This is a genomic window from Larkinella bovis, assembly GCF_042655385.1.
GTDB classification, from domain to species: Bacteria; Bacteroidota; Bacteroidia; order Cytophagales; family Spirosomataceae; genus Larkinella; species Larkinella bovis.
In genome coordinates this window covers 33,499-53,830 of the sequence record NZ_JBHSMA010000004.1, presented here as the reverse complement: position 1 = coordinate 53,830, position 20,332 = coordinate 33,499, and the positions used below count along the sequence as shown (strand labels likewise).

At 53.4% G+C, this 20,332-nt stretch carries 21 protein-coding genes; 13 read left to right on the top strand and 8 right to left on the bottom strand.

Annotated features, from left to right (window positions below):
* Position 1: 1 nt before the first annotated feature.
* The 4 genes from ACFPMF_RS14085 (at position 2) to ACFPMF_RS14070 (ending at position 4,321) form a co-directional block, all read left to right on the top strand.
* A complete protein-coding gene (locus ACFPMF_RS14085; RefSeq protein ID WP_379846022.1) occupies positions 2 to 874 on the top strand; it encodes a hypothetical protein in 873 nt (290 codons plus the stop codon).
* 306 nt (positions 875 to 1,180) lie between these two features.
* A complete protein-coding gene (locus ACFPMF_RS14080) occupies positions 1,181 to 2,446 on the top strand; it encodes an MFS transporter (protein ID WP_379846020.1) in 1,266 nt (421 codons plus the stop codon).
* A gap of 72 nt (positions 2,447 to 2,518) precedes the next feature.
* Positions 2,519 to 3,754: an MFS transporter gene (locus tag ACFPMF_RS14075; protein WP_379846018.1), complete on the top strand. Its 1,236-nt coding sequence runs from the start codon at positions 2,519 to 2,521 to the stop codon at positions 3,752 to 3,754.
* Positions 3,755 to 3,895: 141 nt separating this feature from the next.
* On the top strand, positions 3,896 to 4,321 hold the full coding sequence (locus ACFPMF_RS14070; RefSeq protein WP_379846016.1) for a hypothetical protein: 426 nt from the start codon (positions 3,896 to 3,898) through the stop codon (positions 4,319 to 4,321).
* A 41-nt stretch (positions 4,322 to 4,362) separates the two neighbouring features.
* On the opposite strand, the gene ACFPMF_RS14065 is transcribed toward ACFPMF_RS14070, so the two are convergent.
* Entirely contained in the window at positions 4,363 to 5,241 is an 879-nt protein-coding gene (locus ACFPMF_RS14065) for a FecR family protein (RefSeq protein WP_379846014.1), read from the bottom strand.
* A 20-nt stretch (positions 5,242 to 5,261) separates the two neighbouring features.
* Complete coding sequence (locus ACFPMF_RS14060; protein WP_379846012.1) at positions 5,262 to 5,804, bottom strand: RNA polymerase sigma-70 factor; 543 nt, start codon at positions 5,802 to 5,804, stop codon at positions 5,262 to 5,264.
* Positions 5,805 to 6,227: 423 nt separating this feature from the next.
* On the opposite strand from ACFPMF_RS14060, the gene ACFPMF_RS14055 reads away from it, so the two are divergent.
* Both ACFPMF_RS14055 and ACFPMF_RS14050 read left to right on the top strand, forming a co-directional pair.
* Entirely contained in the window at positions 6,228 to 6,524 is a 297-nt protein-coding gene (locus ACFPMF_RS14055; protein ID WP_379846010.1) for an SCP2 sterol-binding domain-containing protein, read from the top strand.
* A 44-nt stretch (positions 6,525 to 6,568) separates the two neighbouring features.
* On the top strand, positions 6,569 to 8,011 hold the full coding sequence (locus ACFPMF_RS14050; RefSeq protein ID WP_379846008.1) for a Gfo/Idh/MocA family oxidoreductase: 1,443 nt from the start codon (positions 6,569 to 6,571) through the stop codon (positions 8,009 to 8,011).
* A gap of 30 nt (positions 8,012 to 8,041) precedes the next feature.
* On the opposite strand, the gene ACFPMF_RS14045 is transcribed toward ACFPMF_RS14050, so the two are convergent.
* Both ACFPMF_RS14045 and ACFPMF_RS14040 read right to left on the bottom strand, forming a co-directional pair.
* Positions 8,042 to 8,431 (bottom strand): RidA family protein, encoded by a 390-nt coding sequence (locus ACFPMF_RS14045; protein WP_379846005.1) that lies wholly within the window; start codon positions 8,429 to 8,431, stop codon positions 8,042 to 8,044.
* A gap of 75 nt (positions 8,432 to 8,506) precedes the next feature.
* A complete protein-coding gene (locus ACFPMF_RS14040; RefSeq protein ID WP_379846002.1) occupies positions 8,507 to 9,220 on the bottom strand; it encodes a pyridoxine 5'-phosphate synthase in 714 nt (237 codons plus the stop codon).
* Positions 9,221 to 9,361: 141 nt separating this feature from the next.
* Between ACFPMF_RS14040 and ACFPMF_RS14035 the strand changes: the two genes are divergently transcribed.
* The 4 genes from ACFPMF_RS14035 to ACFPMF_RS14020 all read left to right on the top strand — a co-directional run bounded on the left by ACFPMF_RS14035 (position 9,362) and on the right by ACFPMF_RS14020 (position 13,167).
* The gene (locus tag ACFPMF_RS14035; protein WP_379845999.1) at positions 9,362 to 9,817 is read left to right on the top strand and encodes a GatB/YqeY domain-containing protein; all 456 of its coding nucleotides are present in this window, start codon (positions 9,362 to 9,364) and stop codon (positions 9,815 to 9,817) included.
* Positions 9,818 to 9,908: 91 nt separating this feature from the next.
* Complete coding sequence (locus tag ACFPMF_RS14030) at positions 9,909 to 10,496, top strand: CvpA family protein (RefSeq protein WP_379845997.1); 588 nt, start codon at positions 9,909 to 9,911, stop codon at positions 10,494 to 10,496.
* Complete coding sequence (rlmN, locus tag ACFPMF_RS14025; RefSeq protein ID WP_379845994.1) at positions 10,493 to 11,563, top strand: dual-specificity RNA methyltransferase RlmN; 1,071 nt, start codon at positions 10,493 to 10,495, stop codon at positions 11,561 to 11,563. Before ACFPMF_RS14030 ends, rlmN begins: the two co-directional genes overlap by 4 nt.
* A gap of 188 nt (positions 11,564 to 11,751) precedes the next feature.
* On the top strand, positions 11,752 to 13,167 hold the full coding sequence (locus ACFPMF_RS14020; protein ID WP_379845991.1) for an inorganic phosphate transporter: 1,416 nt from the start codon (positions 11,752 to 11,754) through the stop codon (positions 13,165 to 13,167).
* Positions 13,168 to 13,181: 14 nt separating this feature from the next.
* On the opposite strand, the gene ACFPMF_RS14015 is transcribed toward ACFPMF_RS14020, so the two are convergent.
* The gene (locus ACFPMF_RS14015; RefSeq protein WP_379845988.1) at positions 13,182 to 13,994 is read right to left on the bottom strand and encodes a lysophospholipid acyltransferase family protein; all 813 of its coding nucleotides are present in this window, start codon (positions 13,992 to 13,994) and stop codon (positions 13,182 to 13,184) included.
* A gap of 241 nt (positions 13,995 to 14,235) precedes the next feature.
* Between ACFPMF_RS14015 and ACFPMF_RS14010 the strand changes: the two genes are divergently transcribed.
* Positions 14,236 to 14,925 (top strand): porin family protein, encoded by a 690-nt coding sequence (locus ACFPMF_RS14010; protein ID WP_379845986.1) that lies wholly within the window; start codon positions 14,236 to 14,238, stop codon positions 14,923 to 14,925.
* Between the two features lie 177 nt (positions 14,926 to 15,102).
* On the opposite strand, the gene ACFPMF_RS14005 is transcribed toward ACFPMF_RS14010, so the two are convergent.
* The gene (locus ACFPMF_RS14005) at positions 15,103 to 15,732 is read right to left on the bottom strand and encodes a hypothetical protein (protein WP_379845983.1); all 630 of its coding nucleotides are present in this window, start codon (positions 15,730 to 15,732) and stop codon (positions 15,103 to 15,105) included.
* Positions 15,733 to 16,038: 306 nt separating this feature from the next.
* Here ACFPMF_RS14005 and ACFPMF_RS14000 point away from each other — a divergent pair, with 306 nt between their 5' ends.
* Complete coding sequence (locus tag ACFPMF_RS14000; RefSeq protein WP_379845981.1) at positions 16,039 to 16,413, top strand: hypothetical protein; 375 nt, start codon at positions 16,039 to 16,041, stop codon at positions 16,411 to 16,413.
* Between the two features lie 58 nt (positions 16,414 to 16,471).
* On the opposite strand, the gene ACFPMF_RS13995 is transcribed toward ACFPMF_RS14000, so the two are convergent.
* Positions 16,472 to 17,503: an aldo/keto reductase gene (locus tag ACFPMF_RS13995; RefSeq protein ID WP_379845979.1), complete on the bottom strand. Its 1,032-nt coding sequence runs from the start codon at positions 17,501 to 17,503 to the stop codon at positions 16,472 to 16,474.
* 92 nt (positions 17,504 to 17,595) lie between these two features.
* Between ACFPMF_RS13995 and ACFPMF_RS13990 the strand changes: the two genes are divergently transcribed.
* Entirely contained in the window at positions 17,596 to 17,922 is a 327-nt protein-coding gene (locus tag ACFPMF_RS13990; RefSeq protein WP_379845976.1) for a hypothetical protein, read from the top strand.
* 65 nt (positions 17,923 to 17,987) lie between these two features.
* On the opposite strand, the gene ACFPMF_RS13985 is transcribed toward ACFPMF_RS13990, so the two are convergent.
* Positions 17,988 to 20,303 (bottom strand): glycosyl hydrolase family 95 catalytic domain-containing protein, encoded by a 2,316-nt coding sequence (locus tag ACFPMF_RS13985; RefSeq protein WP_379845974.1) that lies wholly within the window; start codon positions 20,301 to 20,303, stop codon positions 17,988 to 17,990.
* Positions 20,304 to 20,332: the final 29 nt, after the last annotated feature.

Here is a 20,332-nt window from a genome sequence, read left to right as displayed (position 1 = left end):
CATGGTAGTCTGGCTATATGGGATCAACTTTTGTATCGGACTGCTGATCATGTTGCCGACGTACGCAACTCTTCGGCGGGAAACCGGTTTTTCACGGGAATATCTGAAACTGCTCGACGGGTTCGACTATACGGTTTACAACGATTTTATGCATAACCACGGGTCGGCGGTCAACCCGTTGCTGAGCGTGGGCCTGTGGCTTGGCGTTTTTTACCTGTTGCTGAGCCTGTTTTTTGCGGGCGGGCAATTGCTTCAGGTATCCGCGACAACCGACCAGCGGCAACTGTTTCGGCTCAGCCGTTTTCTGGCCGCCAGTGTGCAGTATTTCGGGCGGTTTTTCAGGTTGTTCCTGTGCGTGGCCGGTTTTATCGCATTGGCCGGTTTTGTATTTGTCTGTCTGGGTGCTTTGGCAGGGTTGAGCTTGAGCGAAACATCGGATGAGCGGGCTGTCTTTGGCGTTCTCCTGATTTGTTTTTTCCTGTTTGGAACGGTGGCACTGCTGGCGGTTTGCGCGGGCGATTATGCCAAAATCCTGTTATTCCGGCAGGACGAAAACCGGGCTTTCCCCGCTTTCTGGCAGGGCATGCGGTTTGTGGTACGCAATTTTCGAACAGCGTTTGGCTCATATCTGCTGCTGGTCGGGCTGGCTGCGGCCGGTTTCGGCCTTTATTTCTGGATCGAATCTTGGCTGGTTACCAGTGGCTGGGCCGGTATTGCCATCTTGTTTGTTGTCCAGCAATGGTTCGTTTTTTCGCGGATCTTCCTGAAAGTCTGGATACTGGCCACCGCCGGACAAAGGTTCGCAGAAAAAGCCCGATTCCCTCTCCTGGAACTTCCACGAACAGGCTGGGAAACAGGTGGTTCGGTAAGGTGACTGAGCGGGTTATACGACTTGGCGAAAGACCCGAAGGAAGCCCCGAATCTGGTTGCAAAGCAGCCGGAGAACGTACAGGAACTGGCCCCCTTAATGAAGGAAGCCCACGGAGCTTCGGTCCTTTTTCCGTTTGATAACGAAAAACCGTTACGGTTTTCCCAACGGAGTCCCATCGGCCCATGGCGAATCGGTGAGGGTAAACAACGGAGGATAATCGGTACTACCTTGGTTAATAAGTTGGTCAAATGTGGCTAAATCGGTAACTTGCCATCTATTATTTTATCCTAACATCCTTTTACCAAACGAATGCAGTCTACCGTACCTCCGCCGACGAAAAATTCCTATAAATCCTTATTCGGTCTTCCCGTTATTGTAGCCGCTTTGGGCTATTTCGTAGACATCTACGACTTATTACTCTTTGGTATTGTGCGCGTTCCGAGCCTGAAAGACCTGGGGCTCAACGGCGAACAGATTTCCAGCGTGGGTGCAGTCATCATCAACTGGCAGATGGGCGGGTTGCTCATCGGTGGTATTCTCTGGGGCGTACTCGGCGATAAACGCGGCCGACTTTCGGTGCTGTTCGGGTCCATCATTACCTATTCGGTGGCTAATATCGCCTGCGGTTTTATCGACAAGGTAACTTTTATGGACCCGGTCGATTATTACGCCCTGATGCGGTTTGTAGCCGGGGTGGGGCTGGCCGGTGAGCTGGGCGCGGGCATTACGCTCGTTTCCGAAGTCTTGCCGAAACAGTTACGGGCCATTGGTACCTCGCTGGTGGCAGGGATTGGCCTGTTCGGGGCCGTTGTGGCTTATTTTACCGTGGAGTTGTTCAACTGGCAAAATGCGTATCTGGTCGGTGGGGGCATGGGTATTGGGCTGCTGTTGCTCCGGGTCGGGGTCATCGAATCCGGCATGTTCAAGGAAGTTTCGGAACAGAAACACGTTCAGAAAGGGAATTTCTTTGCCTTTTTTACCAACGCCAGCCGGTTTTCACGCTACATGAAATGCATCGGCATCGGACTGCCCACCTGGTTTGTGATCGGCATTCTGGCGACGTTCAGCGACGAATTTGGCAAGGCATTTGGCATTACCGAACCCGTTAAACCGGGCCTGACCATCATGTGGTGCTATATTGGTTTGGCTTTCGGGGATTTGGCGAGCGGACTGATCAGCCAGGGGCTGGAGTCACGCAAACGGGCCGTGGCCTTGCTGATGGGCTTTACGCTGATTGTCAGCCTGATCTACATCTATATCGCTCCTCAAACCGCCACCGGTCTGTATCTGTATTTTCTGGTGATGGGCTTCGGGATTGGTTACTGGGCGATGTTTGTCACCATCGGGGCCGAGCAGTTCGGTACGAACCTGCGGGCCACGGCCGCAACGACAGTGCCGAACATGGTACGCGGGATGGTGATCCTGATGACGAGCCTGTATACCTACCTGAAACCGTCGGTCGATGTGATCAATGCGGGGGTTGCAGTCGGGATCCTGAGTTTTGCCATCGGTTTTTATTCGATTCTGACGATTCCCGAAACGCACGGGAAGGATTTGAACTATCTGGAGGAGTAAGGAACAGGGGAGGAAAGGAAGCGCGTAGTTTCCTTTCCTCCTTCGTTTTTCTCCGTTTTCTTCCTCTTTTTTATGACCACTGCTTCGCCCCCCGTAACCTTCCGGCCCTTGTTTACGCTGCCCGTTATCGTTGCTGCACTGGGTTACTTTGTGGATGTGTATGATCTGCTCCTGTTCAACATCGTGCGCGTACCGAGTTTGAAAGACCTGGGGCTGGATGATAAACAGGTGTCGGTGATTGGCGGGACGGTTTTGAACTGGCAACAGGCGGGTTTGCTGCTGGGCGGTATTCTCTGGGGCATTCTGGGCGATAAACGCGGGCGGCTTTCGGTCCTGTTTGGTTCCATCATTACCTATTCGCTCGCCAACATTGCCTGCGGTTTTGTGCAGGACGCCAACACCTACGCCCTGCTGCGGTTTGTGGCCGGACTGGGGCTGGCCGGCGAACTGGGGGCTGGTATTACGCTCGTTTCCGAAATTTTGCCGAAAGAACTCCGGGGATATGGCACCTCGCTGATTGCGGGCGTCGGCCTGTTTGGGGCCGTGGTCGCCTATTTTACCGTCGTTTTATTCGACTGGCGGACGACCTACTTTATTGGGGGTGGTCTGGGTCTGATGCTCTTGTTGCTCCGGGTGTCGGTTTTCGAGTCGGGAATGTTTCTGAAAATCAGGGAGCAGGCCGTTCAGCGTGGGAATTTCTGGTCATTGTTTTCCAACGCCAGGCGGTTGGGAACCTACCTGCGGTGCATGGGGCTGGCCGTCCCGACCTATTTTGTGATCGGCATTCTGGCGACCTTCAGCAATGAGTTTGGCAAAGCATTCGGGCTGGCCGAACCGATTGCGCCGGGCCGGGCCGTGATGTTTACGTACATTGGTATGGCGGTTGGTGATTTGGTCAGCGGGCCGCTCAGCCAGTGGTTCCGGTCGCGTCGGCGCGCCATTGGAGCGTTGATGACCTTAAACCTGGTTTTTGTACTGTTTTATCTGTTTGCCGGCATTTCGTCGGTTTCGCTGTTCTACGCGGTTTGCGTGGGCCTGGGCTTTTCCATTGGCTACATCGCCTTGTTTTTAACGGTTTCCGCCGAACATTTCGGTACCAATTTGCGCTCGACGGCCACTACGTCCATTGCCAACAACGTTCGCGCAACGACGCTTCTGACCATTCCTCTCTTTCAAACCCTCAAGGCCTCCGTTGGCGTCATCGGTTCGGCCGCCATCGTGGGCCTGATTTGTTTCGTGATCAGTTTCTGGTCACTGGCAACGCTGGACGAAACGTACGGGAAAGATTTGAATTATACGGAATCGTGAACGTGGCATTCCACGGCCCCGGCGGTTCAGAACCGTTCATCCTTTTTTTCGGCCACTGCTCCTAACAGGCCGCGCTGCCGCCCGTCGGGCAACATCTTTTCGGTGAATTTAGAACAGTGAACAACAAATCTAATAAACACCATGAAAACGATTGTGCGCACGACCCGTGCCTTGCTAGTAGGCGCTTTTCTTCTGCTCGGAACTTCTTCTTTTGCCCAAGTGAAGCTGGATACCAAAGCGTTTTTGGTCGCTACGTTTCCTTCGGCCGACCCCTTGAAACTGTGGATGAATATTCAGAAGAACGATGCCAAAAGTAAACTCATCGTTCGGCTGATCGACGGGAATAACCGGGTTTTATTTGCCGAAACCCTTCCCAAACACACGGACACATACCGGCAGCGGTTTGACCTGAGCCAGATGGCCGATGGAGCCTATACACTACAGGTTACCAACGGCAGCGAAACGGTTGAAAAAGCTTTTCAGGTAAAGACGTCCGGCATTCAGGAGCGCACGACCCAGCGGCTGCTGACGGTAGTGCCCGTGATCGAACCCCAGACCGGGATGTAAGGCAGGAGGTAAACGAATGAGAAACAGAAGGGGTGAACGGCCTACCTATTCATCCCTCCCTCGTTCGTTGCCCAGCCCGTATAAGCGGACGAATTAACGTGGCGCCGGATCAATTGGGTCGATTTTTCGTCGTATTCGGCCATATCACCCGGTTGCAGGGGGTATTTTCTCATTTCGCCCAGAAGCCCCGAATGATCAACGGTAAAGTTGACCTTCCCCTGCTCGACGACGACCTGGTTTTTCTGTTTTTGGTAGTTAACATAAACCCGGGCCTGTTGGGTTTCGGTGATAACGCGGTCGGTCGGGGCGTTTGAGTGAATCAATAGCCGGAAGCCGAGGGGTTGTTTCGAGACAATAACCACAGCCTCGCCCTCCAGCCAGATGTTACGGTTGGGTCCCGACCAGTCGGACGAAATCCGCACGCTGGAGTTCTTATTGAGAAGAACCGTCGACTGGTCCGGCAAATCGACCCGCATATACTGCTCCGCACCGGACTGGTAGACGATATCGGCGGGCAATTGGGCCTGACGGAGCAGACGAATACTCAGCCCGAGGGCAATAATACAACCGATCCAGACCGCAATTCGCACGATTTGCCGCCAGATGGTCCGGTAGAGAGGCACATCGGGTTCCGTCGGTAAGTCTTTGGTTTGCCGGGTAATACCCACCCACATGCGCTGCCAGTCGGGGGGGGGCTCAACGGACACGGCCGGATTATTCCATTGTTTCCGCATCAACCCGCGCAGGTATGATTCGTTATCCGGATTTTGCAGCCAGCCAACCACCCATTGTTCCTCCTCGGGACTGCATTCGTTCCGGGCGTATTTCTCCAGCAATTCCTCCATTTCAATGACCGGGTCGCCGGTGCGATAAAAGAGGGAACTGGGCGGCCAGTTTTGAGCCTCTGCGGAGCCTTTCACTCAGTCGCTCTTTCACAATTTTAATACGTATGTTGTTGAAAATAAGCGCCCAGAGTATCGTATGCGCGGTCTAAATGATCGTCGATCGTTTGGATTGATAAATTCATGCGATCAGCGATTTGCTGGGATGTATATCCTTCATGACGGCTCAGCAGGTAGATTTCGCGCCGACGGGGGGGGAGCTGGGCGACGGCCTGCTGGTAAATCAGTTCCAATTCCTGGTAAAGAACCTCTTCTTCCGTATCGGTTCCCGACTGGGTTGTCAGTCGTTGCAGAATTTCCTGCGGCTGGCACAGGCTGTGCCGTTCGCGAAACGTAGTCAGCATGAGCCGGTAGGTCATGGTGAATAAATAGACATTGAGCGGAGTATCTTCATCCAGTGTACTCCGTCGCTCCCAAAGGTAGGTGAACACATCGCGTACCATTTGTTGAGCGGTTTCCGGCGACTTGAGAAAACTCAGGGAAAAGTGATACACCCGTTGCACATAGCGGTCGTAAACGCGCCGAAAAGCAGTTGGATCTGCGTTCCTGAGTTGTCGGAGGAGTGTTTTTTCGGCTGGCATGCTGCACACGGTTAAGAAAGTCTGAAAAGATTAATTATCAGACATTGCATTCAACGAGCTCGTCGCTAAAGTTCCGACGCCCTGTTTATAAAGTATATCAGTTATATTTATGAAAATCTTCTGATAAGATGAAACACTGGTAACAACCTGGGAATATGTCGGGAACATATCAACTTTTTTGGTTGTACAGATTGTGGAGGTAAATATACACAGAATTGTCAGAATTGCGGAAAATAGGGAAACCGTTAAATAAACCGAAGCCGTGGCATGCCGCTCCATTTGTCCGAGAATTCAAATTAGTTCAGGATTTAATTAATGGGTCGGAATTTACTAAATTATTTCGGTATTCTGCCTACTTTTACTCTTAATTCCTATAGTTTTATCAGTTATTGTCCAATTTTGAATCACCAACGAACCACACGCATGAATTTACAGGAATTCACCGACGAGATTCGCCGTCGGATTGGGGCCGACAGCAACCTGGGTGCAACCGTCAAACTGGCGACGGATCAGGGGGTAATTTACATTGACGGACGGCAGAACCCGCCTGTTGTTTCGAACGACGACGCCGAGGCCGACAGTACCATCAAGGTGTCACTGAGCGATTTACAAAAATTAGGAACCGGGGAGCTGAATCCCATGACGGCTTTTATGTTTGGTAAAATCAAGGTTCAGGGCGATATGGGGCTGGCCATGAAAATCGGACAAAAACTAGGCTAGTGTTTAAGCAAACGGCAGTGTTCCTTTAACCCTGAACTGGTGTCATGAAATCCGCTTCCCTTTCCCGCCGAAAATTTATGCAGGGCAGCGCGCTGGCGGCTGCCGGTTTTACGATTGTCCCGCGGCACGTGCTGGGCGGACCCGGTTTTATTGCCCCCAGCGACAAGCTCAATATCGCAGCCGTCGGCTGCGGTGGTAAGGCCGACGTCAACATTCGGCTGGCGTACAACAACGGCTCGGATAACATGGTCGCGCTCTGCGATGTCGACGACCGGCAGGCGAAAAAATTCCGCGCGCAGTTTGCCAGTGCGCCGTATTTCAAGGATTACCGTCAGCTATTCGACAAGGAAGCGAAGAACTTCGATGCGGTGATCATCTCGACGCCCGACCACATGCATGCCCCCATTGCGATGGCAGCCATGCAACTGGGCAAGCACGTTTATTGTGAAAAACCGCTGACACACGACATTTACGAAGCCCGGATGCTGACCGAAGCCGCCCGGAAATACAAGGTGGTGACGCAAATGGGCAACCAGGGCAGCAGCGGTGACGATACGCGCAAAGTGGAAACCTGGATTCAGAAAGGCTTGATCGGGCACGTTCATACCGTCAATTGCTGGACCAACCGGCCGGTTTGGCCGCAGGGCGTCCGGTCGCCGAAAGATAAAGGCGAGTCGCAGCCGGTGCCTCCGGAGGTCGACTGGGATTTGTGGCTCGGCACCGCCCCGCTCCGCAACTACCACGAAGCCTACATGCCGACGCGCTGGCGGGGCTACTGGGATTTTGGGACGGGGGCGCTGGGCGATATGGGCTGCCACTTCATGGACGTACCGTTCCGGGCGTTGAAACTGAAATACCCAACTTCCGTCGAATGCAGCGTGGGGTCGGTGTATTCGGACTTCTTCAAGGAAGCCTTCTACGACGACGTTTGTCCGCCTTCGTCGGCCATCCACCTGACGTTTCCGTCGGACGACCGGAAGGTGAAGGAAATCAAATTTTCGTGGTACGATGGCGGCATTCGCCCGCAGGTCCCGGAAGGGATTCCCTACGAGAAAGTCTTTACAAACATCGACGGGGGCATCATGTTCATCGGTAGCAAGGGCATTCTGGTGGCCGAATTGTTTGGCAACAACCCGCGTTTGTTTCCCGAAGAGAAGTTTGACGGTAAAAAACTGCCCGATCCCGAAAAACCGCTGGTCGAAGGCAAAACGGAAGGCCATCAGCAGCAGTGGGTGAAGGCCTGCAAACAAGGTTATGGCGCCTATACCAGCTCGTCGTTCGACGAAGCCGGGCCGCTGACCGAAACCGTGTTGATGGGCAATCTGGCCACGCGCAGTTACCTGTACCGGGAACCCAAAACGGGGGGCGGCTACACTTTCCCCGGTCGGAAGAAGCTCTTCTGGGACGGCGCCAACATGAAAATTACCAACTTTGACTACGCCAATCAATTTGTGAAACGGCAATACCGGGGTAGTTATTCGCTTTAAGCCTGGCCCTGTCGGCCTGACAGGGCTCGCTTATTGGCTCCCTTTTCGAATCGCCACCGCTTCAAGTTCAATCAGAAAACCGTAGTGCAATTCCCGGGTCGGTACTACGGCGCGGGCGGGTTTATGTTCCCCGAAAAAATTGGCATAAATGGCGTTGACCCGATCCCAGAGCGCAATGTCGGCAATGTAAACCGTTGTTTTCAGGACGTGGTTCAGGTCGCTTCCGGCGGCTTCCAGAATGGCTTTGACGTTCTCCAAAACCTGGCGGGTTTGCGCGTCGATCGGTCCGGTGAGTTTCTCTTTGGTTACGGGATCAATCGGCAACTGGCCGGAAACAAAAATAAGATCATTCCAGATGGTGGCCTGGGCGTAATGCCCGGCGGGAAGCGGAGCGTGGGGCGTTTCGATGGTTTGAATCATGAAATAGATTTGAGAAGTAAGACAGGAGAGATGAGACAAAGTCTTTATTCCCTTGTCTCATCTCTTTACTCTATTCTACTCTAATTCTTTTAGATACAGTTGAATCGTGTTTTCCAGTCCGAAGTACAGGGCGTCGCAGATCAGCGCGTGACCAATCGAGACTTCCAGCAAACCGGGGATGTTCTGGTGGAAATACCGGAGGTTTTCCAGACTTAAATCGTGTCCGGCATTGAGGCCCAGCCCCAGTTCCTGCGCGACTTTCGCAGCCTGAACAAACGGCGCAATCGCAGCTTCCCGGTTTTCGGCATAGTGGGCGGCATACGGTTCGGTATACAATTCAATCCGGTCGGTACCGGTTTCTTTGGCACCCCGCACCATCGCGTCGTCGGCATCGACAAAAATCGAGACGCGAATACCCAAACGCTGAAAATGATTCACCAGATTCGTCAGGTGCATCCGGTGTTTGACGGTATCCCATCCCGCGTTGGACGTAATGGCATCGACGGCGTCGGGAACCAGCGTCACCTGCTCGGGCCGAACCCGCGTGACGAGTTCAATAAACCGTTCGTCGGGATTGCCTTCAATGTTGAATTCGGTGGTCACCACTTCTTTCAGCTGCAGCACGTCCTGATACCGAATATGCCGCTCGTCGGGGCGGGGATGCACCGTAATGCCCTGCGCACCGAACCGCTCGCAGTCGAGCGCTACCTTGACCACATCCGGATTATTGCCGCCCCGCGCGTTCCGCAGGGTGGCAATTTTATTGATATTGACGCTCAAACGAGTCATATTTGAGTGAAGAATGAAGAGTTATGAGTGGTGAGTTTATAATAAGCCAGTCCTGTTTTCGTAACTTTGCCAAACTTTTATTGGTTCCGGGTGAAGTAACTCTTCACCCATAACTCTTACTTTATAACTCCTCATTTACGTATGGCGCTGAAACAACAGATTGATACGGATATTAAAGAAGCGATGAAAGCCAAGGAGCAGGACCGGTTGCGGGCGTTGCGGGCCATTAAATCATTGATTCTGCTGGAAGAAACCAAAGACGGCGCCACCGGGGGCGACCTCAAACCCGAAGAGGAACTGAAACTGCTGACCAAAGCCGTCAAACAGCGGAAGGATTCGGCGGATATTTACCGGACCCAGGGCCGTGACGACCTGCTGCAAGCCGAACTGGCCGAAATTGCCGTCATTGAAAAATACCTGCCGAAACAACTCTCGGAAGAGGATCTGAAAACCGCCCTCCAGGCCATCATCGCCCGCGTGGGCGCCACGGGTCCGTCGGACCTGGGCAAGGTGATGGGCGTGGCCACCAAAGAATTGGCCGGACAAGCCGACGGAAAAGCGATTTCTGCCACGGTAAAAAGTTTGCTGACGGCTTAAAGGTTCGGATGGCCGAATGGTTCCAATGATTTAAAAACCGTCTCGCCCTTTTGACTACCCGTCCAGCCCGGCAAGCCATCTCTTTACAAACTTGAAAATTCTCGACATTATTATTCTGATTACGCTACTGTATGGCGCGTACAACGGCTACCGCAAGGGCTTGCTGGTAGAAATTGTGGCCATTGTGGCGTTTATCGTCGCGATGATCGTCGGTTTTAAGTTTCTGGGCTTTGGCATTGACTTGCTGGCACCCTACATCAGTCTGGAAGTAGCCCGGCGGCTGTTGCCGTGGCTGGGCTTTTCCATTATTTTTTTTCCGACGGTTTTTCTGATCAATCGCATCGGTTTTTCGCTGCGCCAATCGCTGAAATATACGCTGCTGGGCACGTTCGATAGCCTGGCCGGAGCCGCCGTCGGAATTTTTACCTGGGTTTTCGGAATTAGTGTAATGCTCTGGTTGTTAACCTGGATGGGAATACGAATGCCCGTTAAACACACGCAGGAAACGTACCTCTATCCGGTGGTAAAACCCATTGCCCCTATTGTAATGGATGTGACATCCGGCTGGATTCCGGTAGGAACGAACTGGATTCGCAAACAGAAAGAAGATTTTTCGCGAAGCTGGTCCAAGGATGAACCGGATGGGAAAAGAGTGGAAAGCGACGACAAAGAAGGATGATTACCACGAAGCAGGACATACGAAAACTCAACGAAGACCAGTTGAAAACCTGGCTGACCGGCCACGGCGAACAGGGGTTCCGGTCGAAACAAATTCAGGAATGGCTCTGGAAGCGATCCGCACGGACGTTTGACGAGATGACCAACCTGTCGCTCAAAACGCGGCAATTGCTGGCGGAGCACTTCGAAGTGCGGACGCTGGCTGTCTCAAAACAGCAGCAGAGTGCCGACGGCACCATCAAATCCTCCTTTCGGCTTTTCGACGGCAACCTGGTGGAAGGGGTGCTGATTCCGGCTTTGCGCAAGGACGACCGTAGCGACGGACCGGACAACCGGATGACGGCCTGCATCTCCTCGCAGGTGGGTTGTTCGCTGACCTGCAAGTTCTGCGCCACGGGCTATATGGACCGCAAACGCAACCTGGAAGCCAGTGAAATGGTCGATCAGGTGGTTGCCATCGACCAGCAGGCGCGTGAGACCTACGGCACCGGTCTGACCAATATTGTGTACATGGGGATGGGCGAACCGCTGCTGAACTACGCCAACATGCTGGAATCCGTCGAGCGGATTACGTCGCCGAACGGGCTGGGCATGGCCGCCAAACGAATTACGGTTTCGACCGCCGGGATTGCCAAGATGATCAAAAAACTGGGCGATGATCAGGTAAAATTCAACCTGGCGCTGTCGCTGCATGCCGCCAACGACGACAAGCGGAACCAGATTATGCCCATCAACGAGAGCAATTCGCTGCCCGCGCTGGCCGAAGCACTGAACTATTTCTACAAAAAAACCGGTACGCGGGTAACGTTCGAATACATTGTTTTCAACAATTTCAACGACAGCCTGCAGGATGCGAAAGAACTGTGGCAGTTTACCAAAAAAGTACCGGCAAAAATCAATATCATTGAATACAATCCGATTGCCGAAGCGGATTTCCGGAATACTGACGCAGACAAGCTCGACCATTTTGCCGGTTTTCTGGAAGACCGGGGCGTCGTGGTGAATATCCGCCGAAGCCGGGGCAAAGACATCGATGCCGCCTGCGGGCAACTGGCCGGAAAACAGTGAGCGGTTTGGGTGCGGAACGGTCCAGGCGTCAGATAAATCCCGGTAAAGTACAAAATGGCACGATTTTAGAAGCGATTGCGGTAATTGCTTAACATTTCCTTAACATTGCCCTCGAAAGTTTACTGTACTTTTGCGCTAAAATAGATTGAGCGCTGCGACCAAGCTCAGTCTCACAGACTTGTATCTGCATGTTCGGATTAGAAACGGATATTTTTATCCTCCTCGCTCTTTGCCTCTTTGCTGCCTGCGCATTTGAATTTGTCAATGGTTTTCACGACACCGCCAACGCCGTGGCAACGGTTATTTATACCAATTCTCTGAAACCCAATGTTGCCGTTGTCTGGTCGGGGATCTGCAACTTTGTGGGGGTGTTGCTCGGTGGGATTGGGGTGGCCATGGGAATTGTCAATCTCTTACCGGTCGAATTGCTGGTGGATCAGAACGTTTACCATAGCATAGCCATGGTGCTGGCGTTACTCTTCAGTGCCATCATCTGGAACCTGGGGACCTGGTATTTCGGCCTGCCCAGCTCCAGTTCACACACGCTGATTGGTTCCATTCTGGGCGTTGGGCTGGCTTTTTCGACGATGGGCGCGGCCGGCGAACGCGGGGGTGTCAACTGGGAAGAAGCCGAAAAAATCGGGAAAGCACTGCTGCTGTCGCCCCTGATCGGTTTTAGCCTCGCCATCATTCTGATGTATCTGCTGCGGAAACTCGTGGGGAACAAAGATCTGTTTAAGGAACCCAAGAAAAACGCGCCCCCGCCGACCTGGATTCGATCCATTCTGATCCTGACCTGTACCGGGGTGAGCTTTTTTCACGGATCGAACGACGGACAGAAAGGCGTTGGGCTGGTTATGCTGATTCTGATCGGGATTACACCCGCCTATTTCGCCATCAACAACAATATCGACCCGACGACGATGCGGGGCAATCTGGTGCAGATTTCGCAGATCGTCCAAAAAATCGACACGACCAGTTTATCGGACACCGATCGACGCCGGATAACGGGTACGAAAGCCGAAATTGAGGATCTTCAGCGGGTCATTAACCTGCCACTCGATAACGGAAAGTTCAAAGCTGAGGAGCGTTTGCAAATCCGCCGGGACCTGCTGCTGGTCAATAATAACATCAAAAAGCTTATTGAAAGCGAAGATGTCGACCTGAGTGCCACCGACATCAGCACCCTGACGACGAATCTGGGCGAAAAAACCGGCTTGCGCCGGTTTACGGATTACGCGCCACTCTGGGTTATTCTGATGATTGCTCTCTCGTTGGGTCTGGGAACGATGGTCGGCTGGAAGCGGATTGTCGTAACGATTGGCGAGAAAATCGGGAAACAGCACTTAACCTACGCCCAGGGTGCTTCGGCGGAACTGGTAGCGGCCACCACCATTGCCCTAGCGACGCTTTACAAAGCGCCGGTCAGCACCACCCACATGCTATCGTCGGGGATTGCCGGGAGTATGGTGGCCAGCAAGGGGATCAAAAACCTGCAGGGTGGCACGGTTCGCAACATTGCACTCGCGTGGGTGATGACGCTGCCGGTTTCCGTCACGCTATCGTTTACGCTCTACCTGCTTTTCCGCTGGATGCTGGACTGATGTCCGTGGCGCCGTTAGAGCCACGTCATTTTTTCTTTCGGAAGTTCCTGTTCGATGGCTTCCCGTACTTTGTCGATCAGCGATTCGACGGATTCGTCAACACTGTATTCCAAAGGCGGTTTAAACCGCACGCTTAGTTGCGTATTCCGTTTTTTTAGCCGTAAGCCCTTTTTATCGAACGCCCGCCGGAAGCCGTTGATCACTACCGGTATGACAATAGGATGGGTGTTTTTCAGAATGTGGGCCGTGCCTTTGCGAATGGGTGCGTAAGGGCTGGTTGTCCCCTGCGGAAAACTGACGACCCAACCGTGTTCGAGCGCCAGCGCGATTCGCTCGTTGGCCGTATTATCAACGTCCCGTTTCACATCCTGTCCCTTTGCCCGCCAGGATCGCTCGACCTGAATGGCACCGCCCAGTGCAAAGATCCGGGGCACCAAACCCCCTTTCATCGTTTCGCTGGCCGCTACGTAATAACTCCGGGCGCGGGGCCAGAGCAAATACACCGGCGGCACAATGCGGTTCCGAAATCCCCATTTAACACTGCAGAAAATGTGAAAAAAGGCAATCACATCGGCAAAATAGGTTTGGTGGTTGGACAGGAAAATGACATTATTAACCGGCAGATTCTCCAGGTGTTCGGTTCCTTCAATCCTTAGGGTATTATAGAGTGTATAGCGAAAATACGTAACCCATCCCACGGCAGCCATCAGAAAACGTTTGATAAACAGTGAGTTGCCGAACGGATCTTTTTCGAAAAAACCCACAAAATCCAGTTTGTCCAGCGGTTTTGGTAAAAAGCTGTAGTGCGTTGGCGGTTTTACCTTCATGCCTCAAAAAGTCGGGAGCGGTGAATGGATACTACGGGTTAATAAAGCGAAAACAGTAAGACAATGTTTTCGGTAAAAAGTACTATTAAAGGGCAGCATTATAAAATTAATAGCAATAAAAAGGGCGGGGCATTAATCCATTTCGGCTGGGCGATGTCCAAGAGTCAACGTACAAAACAAACCGGGGCAGGTCCTCATCGACCGGTTTGCAACGAACGACCAACCTATTTTTTTATTAATCATGAAACGATTGACACTGGCCGGAATAGCCGCTCTGACTTTTTTATTGATTCAAACCGCATCGGCCCAGGTTCAGGTCGGTTTTCGGGCGGGGGCTAACTGGGGCGCGGTTTCGAAACCCGAGTTTTTAGATAATTTCTCGCCCACCTTCCGGTTGTCACCGGGTCCGACGGGGGCGTTGTTTCTCGAAGTTCCGGTCAGTGATCGGGTGAGCATTCGCCCCGAAATTTCGTATATCCAGAAAGGTTTTGTGATCGACGAAGGGTTCGATATCCCCATTGGTAACTGGAATATTCCGCTGGGAGCGCGGGTATCGTACCAGACGCGGTACCTTGAACTGCCGGTTCTGGCCAAAATCAACCTGAATGAAGGGCCGGTTCAGGTGTACATGCTGGCCGGTGCAGCCGCCGGTTATGCGGTCGACGGGCGTATCCGGACCCGGACGAGCGGAATTTTCCGGAGCAAACCGATGGATGTCAGCATGAATATGAATGCCATTAGTTATAACCGCTGGGATTTCAGCGCGATCGGTGGAATTGGATTGAGTGCCGAAGCGGGTCCGGGCAAATTCTTTGTCGAAGCGCGGTATGAACACGGTTTTTCACGCCAGTACGATCTGCCCGTCCTTCAGTTGCCGATCCGGAATCGGGGTCTGAGCGCGTCGATTGGGTATTCCTTTGCCATCAATTAAGGGGTTCGCCCTGAACAGGGCCGAGTGAATCGGAAAGCGAAAAGGCCGCCTTCATCGTATGTATTATATTCCTTACAGTATGCATTTAAAAGAGCGTTTGTGTGTGTTTAAGGGTTAGAGTTGAACTGGAAAAGCCCGGGGCGTCTGCACCGGGCTTTTTTGATGGGCTGGTTTTACTTACAAAATACCTTTCACAAAGCCGAGCACGCTGTCGAGCTGGCCTTTCACGGCGGGTTCGGCGGCTTTGGCCGTAACCCCGCCTTTGCCCAGTTTGGAGAGGCCGCTCAGGGCGGTATTGACCAGCGAATTCCCGGAACTGGCGCTGCTGCCGCCCAGGGCCGAAAGCCCGGTTTTAACCAGATTCAGGTTGCTGGTTAGCCCGCTGACTTTCGAAATCAGGTTGCCCCCGCCCATCAGCTTTTCGATCTGGCTGGCTCCCAGTGCGGTTTTGGCTAGACTGACAGCTTTTTGCAGGATATCCCCCTTCAGCAAACCGCTTTGCGCCAGGGGTAGCAGCTTTTTCAGGTTAGCAACCTGCCCCAGCAATTTGTCTTTGAAGCTGCCCGAACTGCTTTTGGCTTCGGCTTCGAGCGCCGTGGTGCCAGCCTGCAGGGCTTTTACGGTTTCGGCTTTGGCCCCCCTGGCATTGGCGGCTACGGCCTGGTCGAGCAATCGGGCCGTTGAATCAGCACTGATCTGGTAGAGGGCGGTTTCTGGGGCGAAAGACAGAGGAATGGCGGCCGATGCGGTTTGTAAATACCCTAGGACGGCAACAGAAATGGCCAGACCGGCAACGATTTTTTTCATAGGAACAGCATTTATAGGCGTTAGGTAATGACGCTTGGATGGATTATCGGCCGGAAAGTTAATGGTTTTACAAACAAGAATAACAACGAACGCAAACTAGTTTTTCAGTCCGGTTTTCGGGCGTACACTTTTGTCCGCATCTGAACAGCGGGTGTCCGACTTCGTACACTTATAAAGTAGGTGTTATTTTTTGTTGCCTTGATTATGAGGGTATTATGAAATTGGCACGCTGTTGGCATATTCATAAGCGAACCTGTAAACAACGGTACTAATCAACGAACAACATACTACTAAACAACAAATACCATGATGACTTTCTTAAATACGCTGATCTGTACGGCCCTGTTGAACACACCATCGGTTGATCCGGCTGCGGCTCCCAAATCCCTTTCGTTCGACGCCAGCGCCTACGTTACGGTTACCAACCAGATTCGGGTCGCCGTCGAAAAAACAACGGCCGAACCGGTGACGGTTGTCTTGCGCGACCAGAAAAACCGGGTTTTGTTTGAGCAATTCGTTGGCAAAAAAGAACAGAAATACGCCGTGAAGCTGAATGTTGCCGAACTGGCCGACGGAACGTACGAACTGGAAGTGCGATCAAAAGACGGTAGCATCCGCAAAGAAGTAAACCTGGGCTCACAAGCGGTTGAAACGTCTACCCGCCTGGTGGTAATGGAGTAAATGTCTTTCGATTCCTTCTCTATAAAAAAGGCCAGGTTGTTCCTGGCCTTTTTTAGTTTTACCGGATGTATTTTCGCCGGTCGTTTGCCTGGCGCTCAATCATCCAGCCGGGGTATTCGGGTGGCAGTTTACTAACGTCATCCAATTTTTTCAGCTCGTCGGTGCTCAACACCACCTCAACGGCTTTCAGGTTGTCTTCGAGTTGTTCCGGTTTTTTGGCACCGATAATCACCGTCGTTACGGCAGGTTGGTGCAGTAGCCAGGCCAGGGCAATCTGAGCCACCGAAATGTTTTTTTCGGCCGCGACAGACTCCATCACATCGATGATGTCGTACGCTTTTTCCTTGTCGACCGGCGGAAAATCAAACGTAGCCCGCCGGGCGTCGTCCGGTTGGCGGTTGCGACCGTATTTGCCGCTCAAAAAACCGCCCGCCAGCGGGCTCCAGACCATCAGCCCCACTTGCTGATCCAGCAGCAGTGGCACGATTTCGCGTTCGAGATCGCGGCCCGCAAGGGTGTAATACGCCTGCAATGACACGAAGCGCGCCAGATCCTTGTGCTCCGAGTAGGCCAGAGCTTTCATCAGCTGCCAGGCGGCCAGGTTGCTGCAACCGATGTAGCGTACCTTGCCGCTGCGCACCAGGTCATCGAGGGCGCGGAGGGTTTCTTCCAGGGGCGTCAGAAAATCAAAACCGTGAATCTGGTACAGATCGATATAGTCGGTCTGGAGTCGTTTCAGGCTTTCGTCGACCTGCTGCAGCATGTGTTTCCGGCTGAGGCCGATCTGGTTGGGCCCTTCGCCCATTTTGCCCCGGACTTTGGTGGCCAGTACCAGGTCGTCGCGCTTGAGCCCCAGGTTTTTGATGGCCTGTCCGGTTAGCTGTTCCGATACGCCCTCGGCGTACACATTCGCGGTATCGATGAAATTAATGCCGGCATCCACCGAACGTTTCAGTAAAGCGTCCACCGGTTCCTGGCCCAGTTTGCCAATCGTGGCCCACATCCCACTGCCGCTTCCGCCGAAGGTCATGGTACCAAGACAAAGCTCGGAAACTAGTAAGCCGGTGTTTCCAAGGAGGTTATATTTCATAGTAGACAGGGAGTTTGGGGTATGAATGTGCGTAGCGGTTTCCCGCCGGATCACACTGTTGGTTCTAACAAAAGCCACCGCATTTCGTTTCATTGAAAAACGATCTTTTGGGTATGCGGACGGTTTTGTGTTTTCTCGTTTTCAGTTTTTCGGCTGCGGTTTGCCGGGGTCAGACGGACACGACCCGGCAGGTCAATCCGCAACGGCCCACAACCATTGCGCCCGTGGTGACCCCTTCGAACAGTGCGCCCCTGACCAGTCCGGCAGCCGAGCCTCTGTCAACGCCCGGCACGGTGATCAACCCGCGCGAAAACCGGGGCAGACGCAAAATCCGCGTTGTGCCGCCGAGCGAGCCGAATGCCTTTGGCATTGGTGCCACGCTGGAAAAGCGGGATACCACCCGCCGGAAAGACAATTGACAAAGACGAAAACGGATCACTTCCCGGATCATCGGGCCAATGGGTTTCGTCCGGGCCTTAATGCCTTACCGGGCCTGCAAAACGACCTGACCACCCGGTTGGAGGGTTAGCGTAACTAAACCGGCTTCGGCGGGTTCGATACTCGCCCGGTTTGCCGTTTTGACAACGTACGACGGGAAAGGTACTTTCAGGCGGGTTGTTCCGCCTTTTTCCGATTTGATGGTCACGTCGCGGACCTGGCCGTTCTGTTTTTGAGCGCTGACCAAAAAAGCCCCCTGCGTTCGTAAATCCGTAAAACCAGCCTCGTTCCACTGGGCCGGAATGGCCGGAAAGATCTCGATGAAACCGGCGTAGCTCTGGATCAGCATTTCCTGCAAACCGGCGGCAAAGGCAAAATTACCTTCCAGCGTAAACGGCCGGTACGTAAATTTCGACTTGCCGGACTTGGTCTGGTCGCCGTTGAGGTGAAACGAGTTGACGGAGCAGAAGGCGGACGCAAAGGTGCGCAGGGCGTCGGCGGCACCCGTTCCGTCTTTGGCCCGGGCTTTCAGATTACCCAGCCAGGCGTAGGAATACCCGCACCACCAGTCGGGCCCGACGCGGTCGAGCAGGGCCAGTGAATTACGGATAATCTGCTGCGAAGCTTCGCCATCTTCCCAGCGAATCAGCCCCAGCGGATGAATGGCCATCAGGTGTGAAAAATGACGGTGCGATTCATTGTACGGCAAACCGGCAGCAAACATGAGTTCTTTTTGATCACTCAGGGCAAAATCGCCCCACTGCTTCTGAACCGTTTCCCAATGGCGGGCATCGGTTTGGAGACCCAAAACCGTCGCCAGCTCCGCTGCGGCCTTGAACACAAACTTCATCAGTGCCAGATCGTAATTGGTGTTAGTCGAAAACCAGGCTTCGAGGCTGTTGTTCTTAATTTCCGGACTGGAACTGATGGGTAATTTGCGTTTCCCGCTTTCGTCCAAAACAGTTAGTTGCTCTAAATGCTGAGCGACGTCTTTCAGCCACGGATACGCTTTTTGCCGGAGAAACTGCTGATCCTGACTGTATTGCCAGTGTAAATAATAATGGTGGGCCAGCCAGGCCGAAACCGTGGGCGAAAGCGAATACTGAATCCAGCCACCCATTTCCTTGCCCGTCAGCGTCGTAACGCCGGGGACTGCCAGGCCCTCGGTGCCAAAATAGCGGTTGGTATAATCCCGGTAAACCGGCCGGTTTTCTTCCAGGTGGTTGATGTACCCGATGCTTTCGTCCAGATGGTTGCCGCTATAGCTGGGCCAGTAACTCAGTTGCGTATTCAGATCGTGGTGATAATCACCTTTCCAGGGCGGAATCCGACCGTTGTCGGCCGTCCAGACGGCCTGCAACGAAATCGGGGGGGCATCGGCCCGGGCCGTAGCGCCGAACTTGTAAGTCTCCAGAAACCACTGTTTCAGCAGTAGCGAGTCGGGCACCTGGACCGACGATTTAGCCCAGAACCGTTGCCACCAGGTACGGTGCGACGCCAGATCATCGGCATACGTTCGGCCCACCGGACGGATCGGAACGAGGGTTTTCTTTTTCTCGGGATACTCGGACGTAATGGTCCAGGTTCCTTCTACGGTATCGTTTTTCCGGGTCCATTGAATCGTTACGGTATACGAAAAACCGCCCCAGCCTTCCTGGTGGTACGTAATTTTGTTTTTTTGCCGGACCACGTCGCCCTGACGGTAGCCCAGCCGCACCAGATCATCGCCATCGACCACGGTATTTTCGGCCTTCCCCTGAATGGGTTTTCCGTAAGCGGGCGGCAGGAGTTCAAGCGCGAATTTTTTGGGAAGTTGCTCGAACCGAAACCAGCCCACCGGCTCGGTCGCGTGGACGAAAGCGTACAAAACCGTTCCGTTCTGCCATTTTACTTCCGCCACCGCATCCCGGATCACTAACCGCGCGGACTGGACGCTTCCCCACGGTTTGGTGTTGAATTCCAGCGCGGCCCCGGGAATCTTGGTCGGCCCCGGTTCCTGGTCGTACGGTTTATCGAAATATTCCTGAACAATTTTATACTCCTTTTTTCGAACCTGCTCCTGCACCCAGCGGTAGCTGAATTCGGGTCGGTCGAGGCCCTTCATCGGGCGTAAATCCCACAGGTCGGCCCGGTCCAGCGAAAACCGCAGCTGGCCATCTTTCTGCCAGATCAAAGTGCCGAGCATCCCGTTTCCGAGCGGCAGGGCTTCATCCCAACGGGTGGGCAAGTGGGTAAACCGCATGTCGTGCGGGCCGGGTTGCAGCGATTGGGCCGGAGCGGGGAGCGTTGCCAGGGAAAAAACGCAGAGGAATCCGGCGATCCACCGGCGGAACGGATGCGGACTGGTATGGGTTTGCATCATGCGAATTCGGAAGGGTAGTGGCTTCAGCG

Coding starts and splice junctions, on each gene's coding strand:
- ACFPMF_RS14085 (WP_379846022.1), top strand. CDS start 2: ATGGTAGTCTGGCTATATGGGATCAACTTTTGTATCGGACTGCTGATC.
- ACFPMF_RS14080 (WP_379846020.1), top strand. CDS start 1,181: ATGCAGTCTACCGTACCTCCGCCGACGAAAAATTCCTATAAATCCTTA.
- ACFPMF_RS14075 (WP_379846018.1), top strand. CDS start 2,519: ATGACCACTGCTTCGCCCCCCGTAACCTTCCGGCCCTTGTTTACGCTG.
- ACFPMF_RS14070 (WP_379846016.1), top strand. CDS start 3,896: ATGAAAACGATTGTGCGCACGACCCGTGCCTTGCTAGTAGGCGCTTTT.
- ACFPMF_RS14060 (WP_379846012.1), bottom strand. CDS start 5,804: ATGCCAGCCGAAAAAACACTCCTCCGACAACTCAGGAACGCAGATCCA.
- ACFPMF_RS14055 (WP_379846010.1), top strand. CDS start 6,228: ATGAATTTACAGGAATTCACCGACGAGATTCGCCGTCGGATTGGGGCC.
- ACFPMF_RS14050 (WP_379846008.1), top strand. CDS start 6,569: ATGAAATCCGCTTCCCTTTCCCGCCGAAAATTTATGCAGGGCAGCGCG.
- ACFPMF_RS14045 (WP_379846005.1), bottom strand. CDS start 8,431: ATGATTCAAACCATCGAAACGCCCCACGCTCCGCTTCCCGCCGGGCAT.
- ACFPMF_RS14040 (WP_379846002.1), bottom strand. CDS start 9,220: ATGACTCGTTTGAGCGTCAATATCAATAAAATTGCCACCCTGCGGAAC.
- ACFPMF_RS14035 (WP_379845999.1), top strand. CDS start 9,362: ATGGCGCTGAAACAACAGATTGATACGGATATTAAAGAAGCGATGAAA.
- rlmN (WP_379845994.1), top strand. CDS start 10,493: ATGATTACCACGAAGCAGGACATACGAAAACTCAACGAAGACCAGTTG.
- ACFPMF_RS14020 (WP_379845991.1), top strand. CDS start 11,752: ATGTTCGGATTAGAAACGGATATTTTTATCCTCCTCGCTCTTTGCCTC.
- ACFPMF_RS14015 (WP_379845988.1), bottom strand. CDS start 13,994: ATGAAGGTAAAACCGCCAACGCACTACAGCTTTTTACCAAAACCGCTG.
- ACFPMF_RS14010 (WP_379845986.1), top strand. CDS start 14,236: ATGAAACGATTGACACTGGCCGGAATAGCCGCTCTGACTTTTTTATTG.
- ACFPMF_RS14005 (WP_379845983.1), bottom strand. CDS start 15,732: ATGAAAAAAATCGTTGCCGGTCTGGCCATTTCTGTTGCCGTCCTAGGG.
- ACFPMF_RS14000 (WP_379845981.1), top strand. CDS start 16,039: ATGATGACTTTCTTAAATACGCTGATCTGTACGGCCCTGTTGAACACA.
- ACFPMF_RS13995 (WP_379845979.1), bottom strand. CDS start 17,503: ATGAAATATAACCTCCTTGGAAACACCGGCTTACTAGTTTCCGAGCTT.
- ACFPMF_RS13985 (WP_379845974.1), bottom strand. CDS start 20,303: ATGATGCAAACCCATACCAGTCCGCATCCGTTCCGCCGGTGGATCGCC.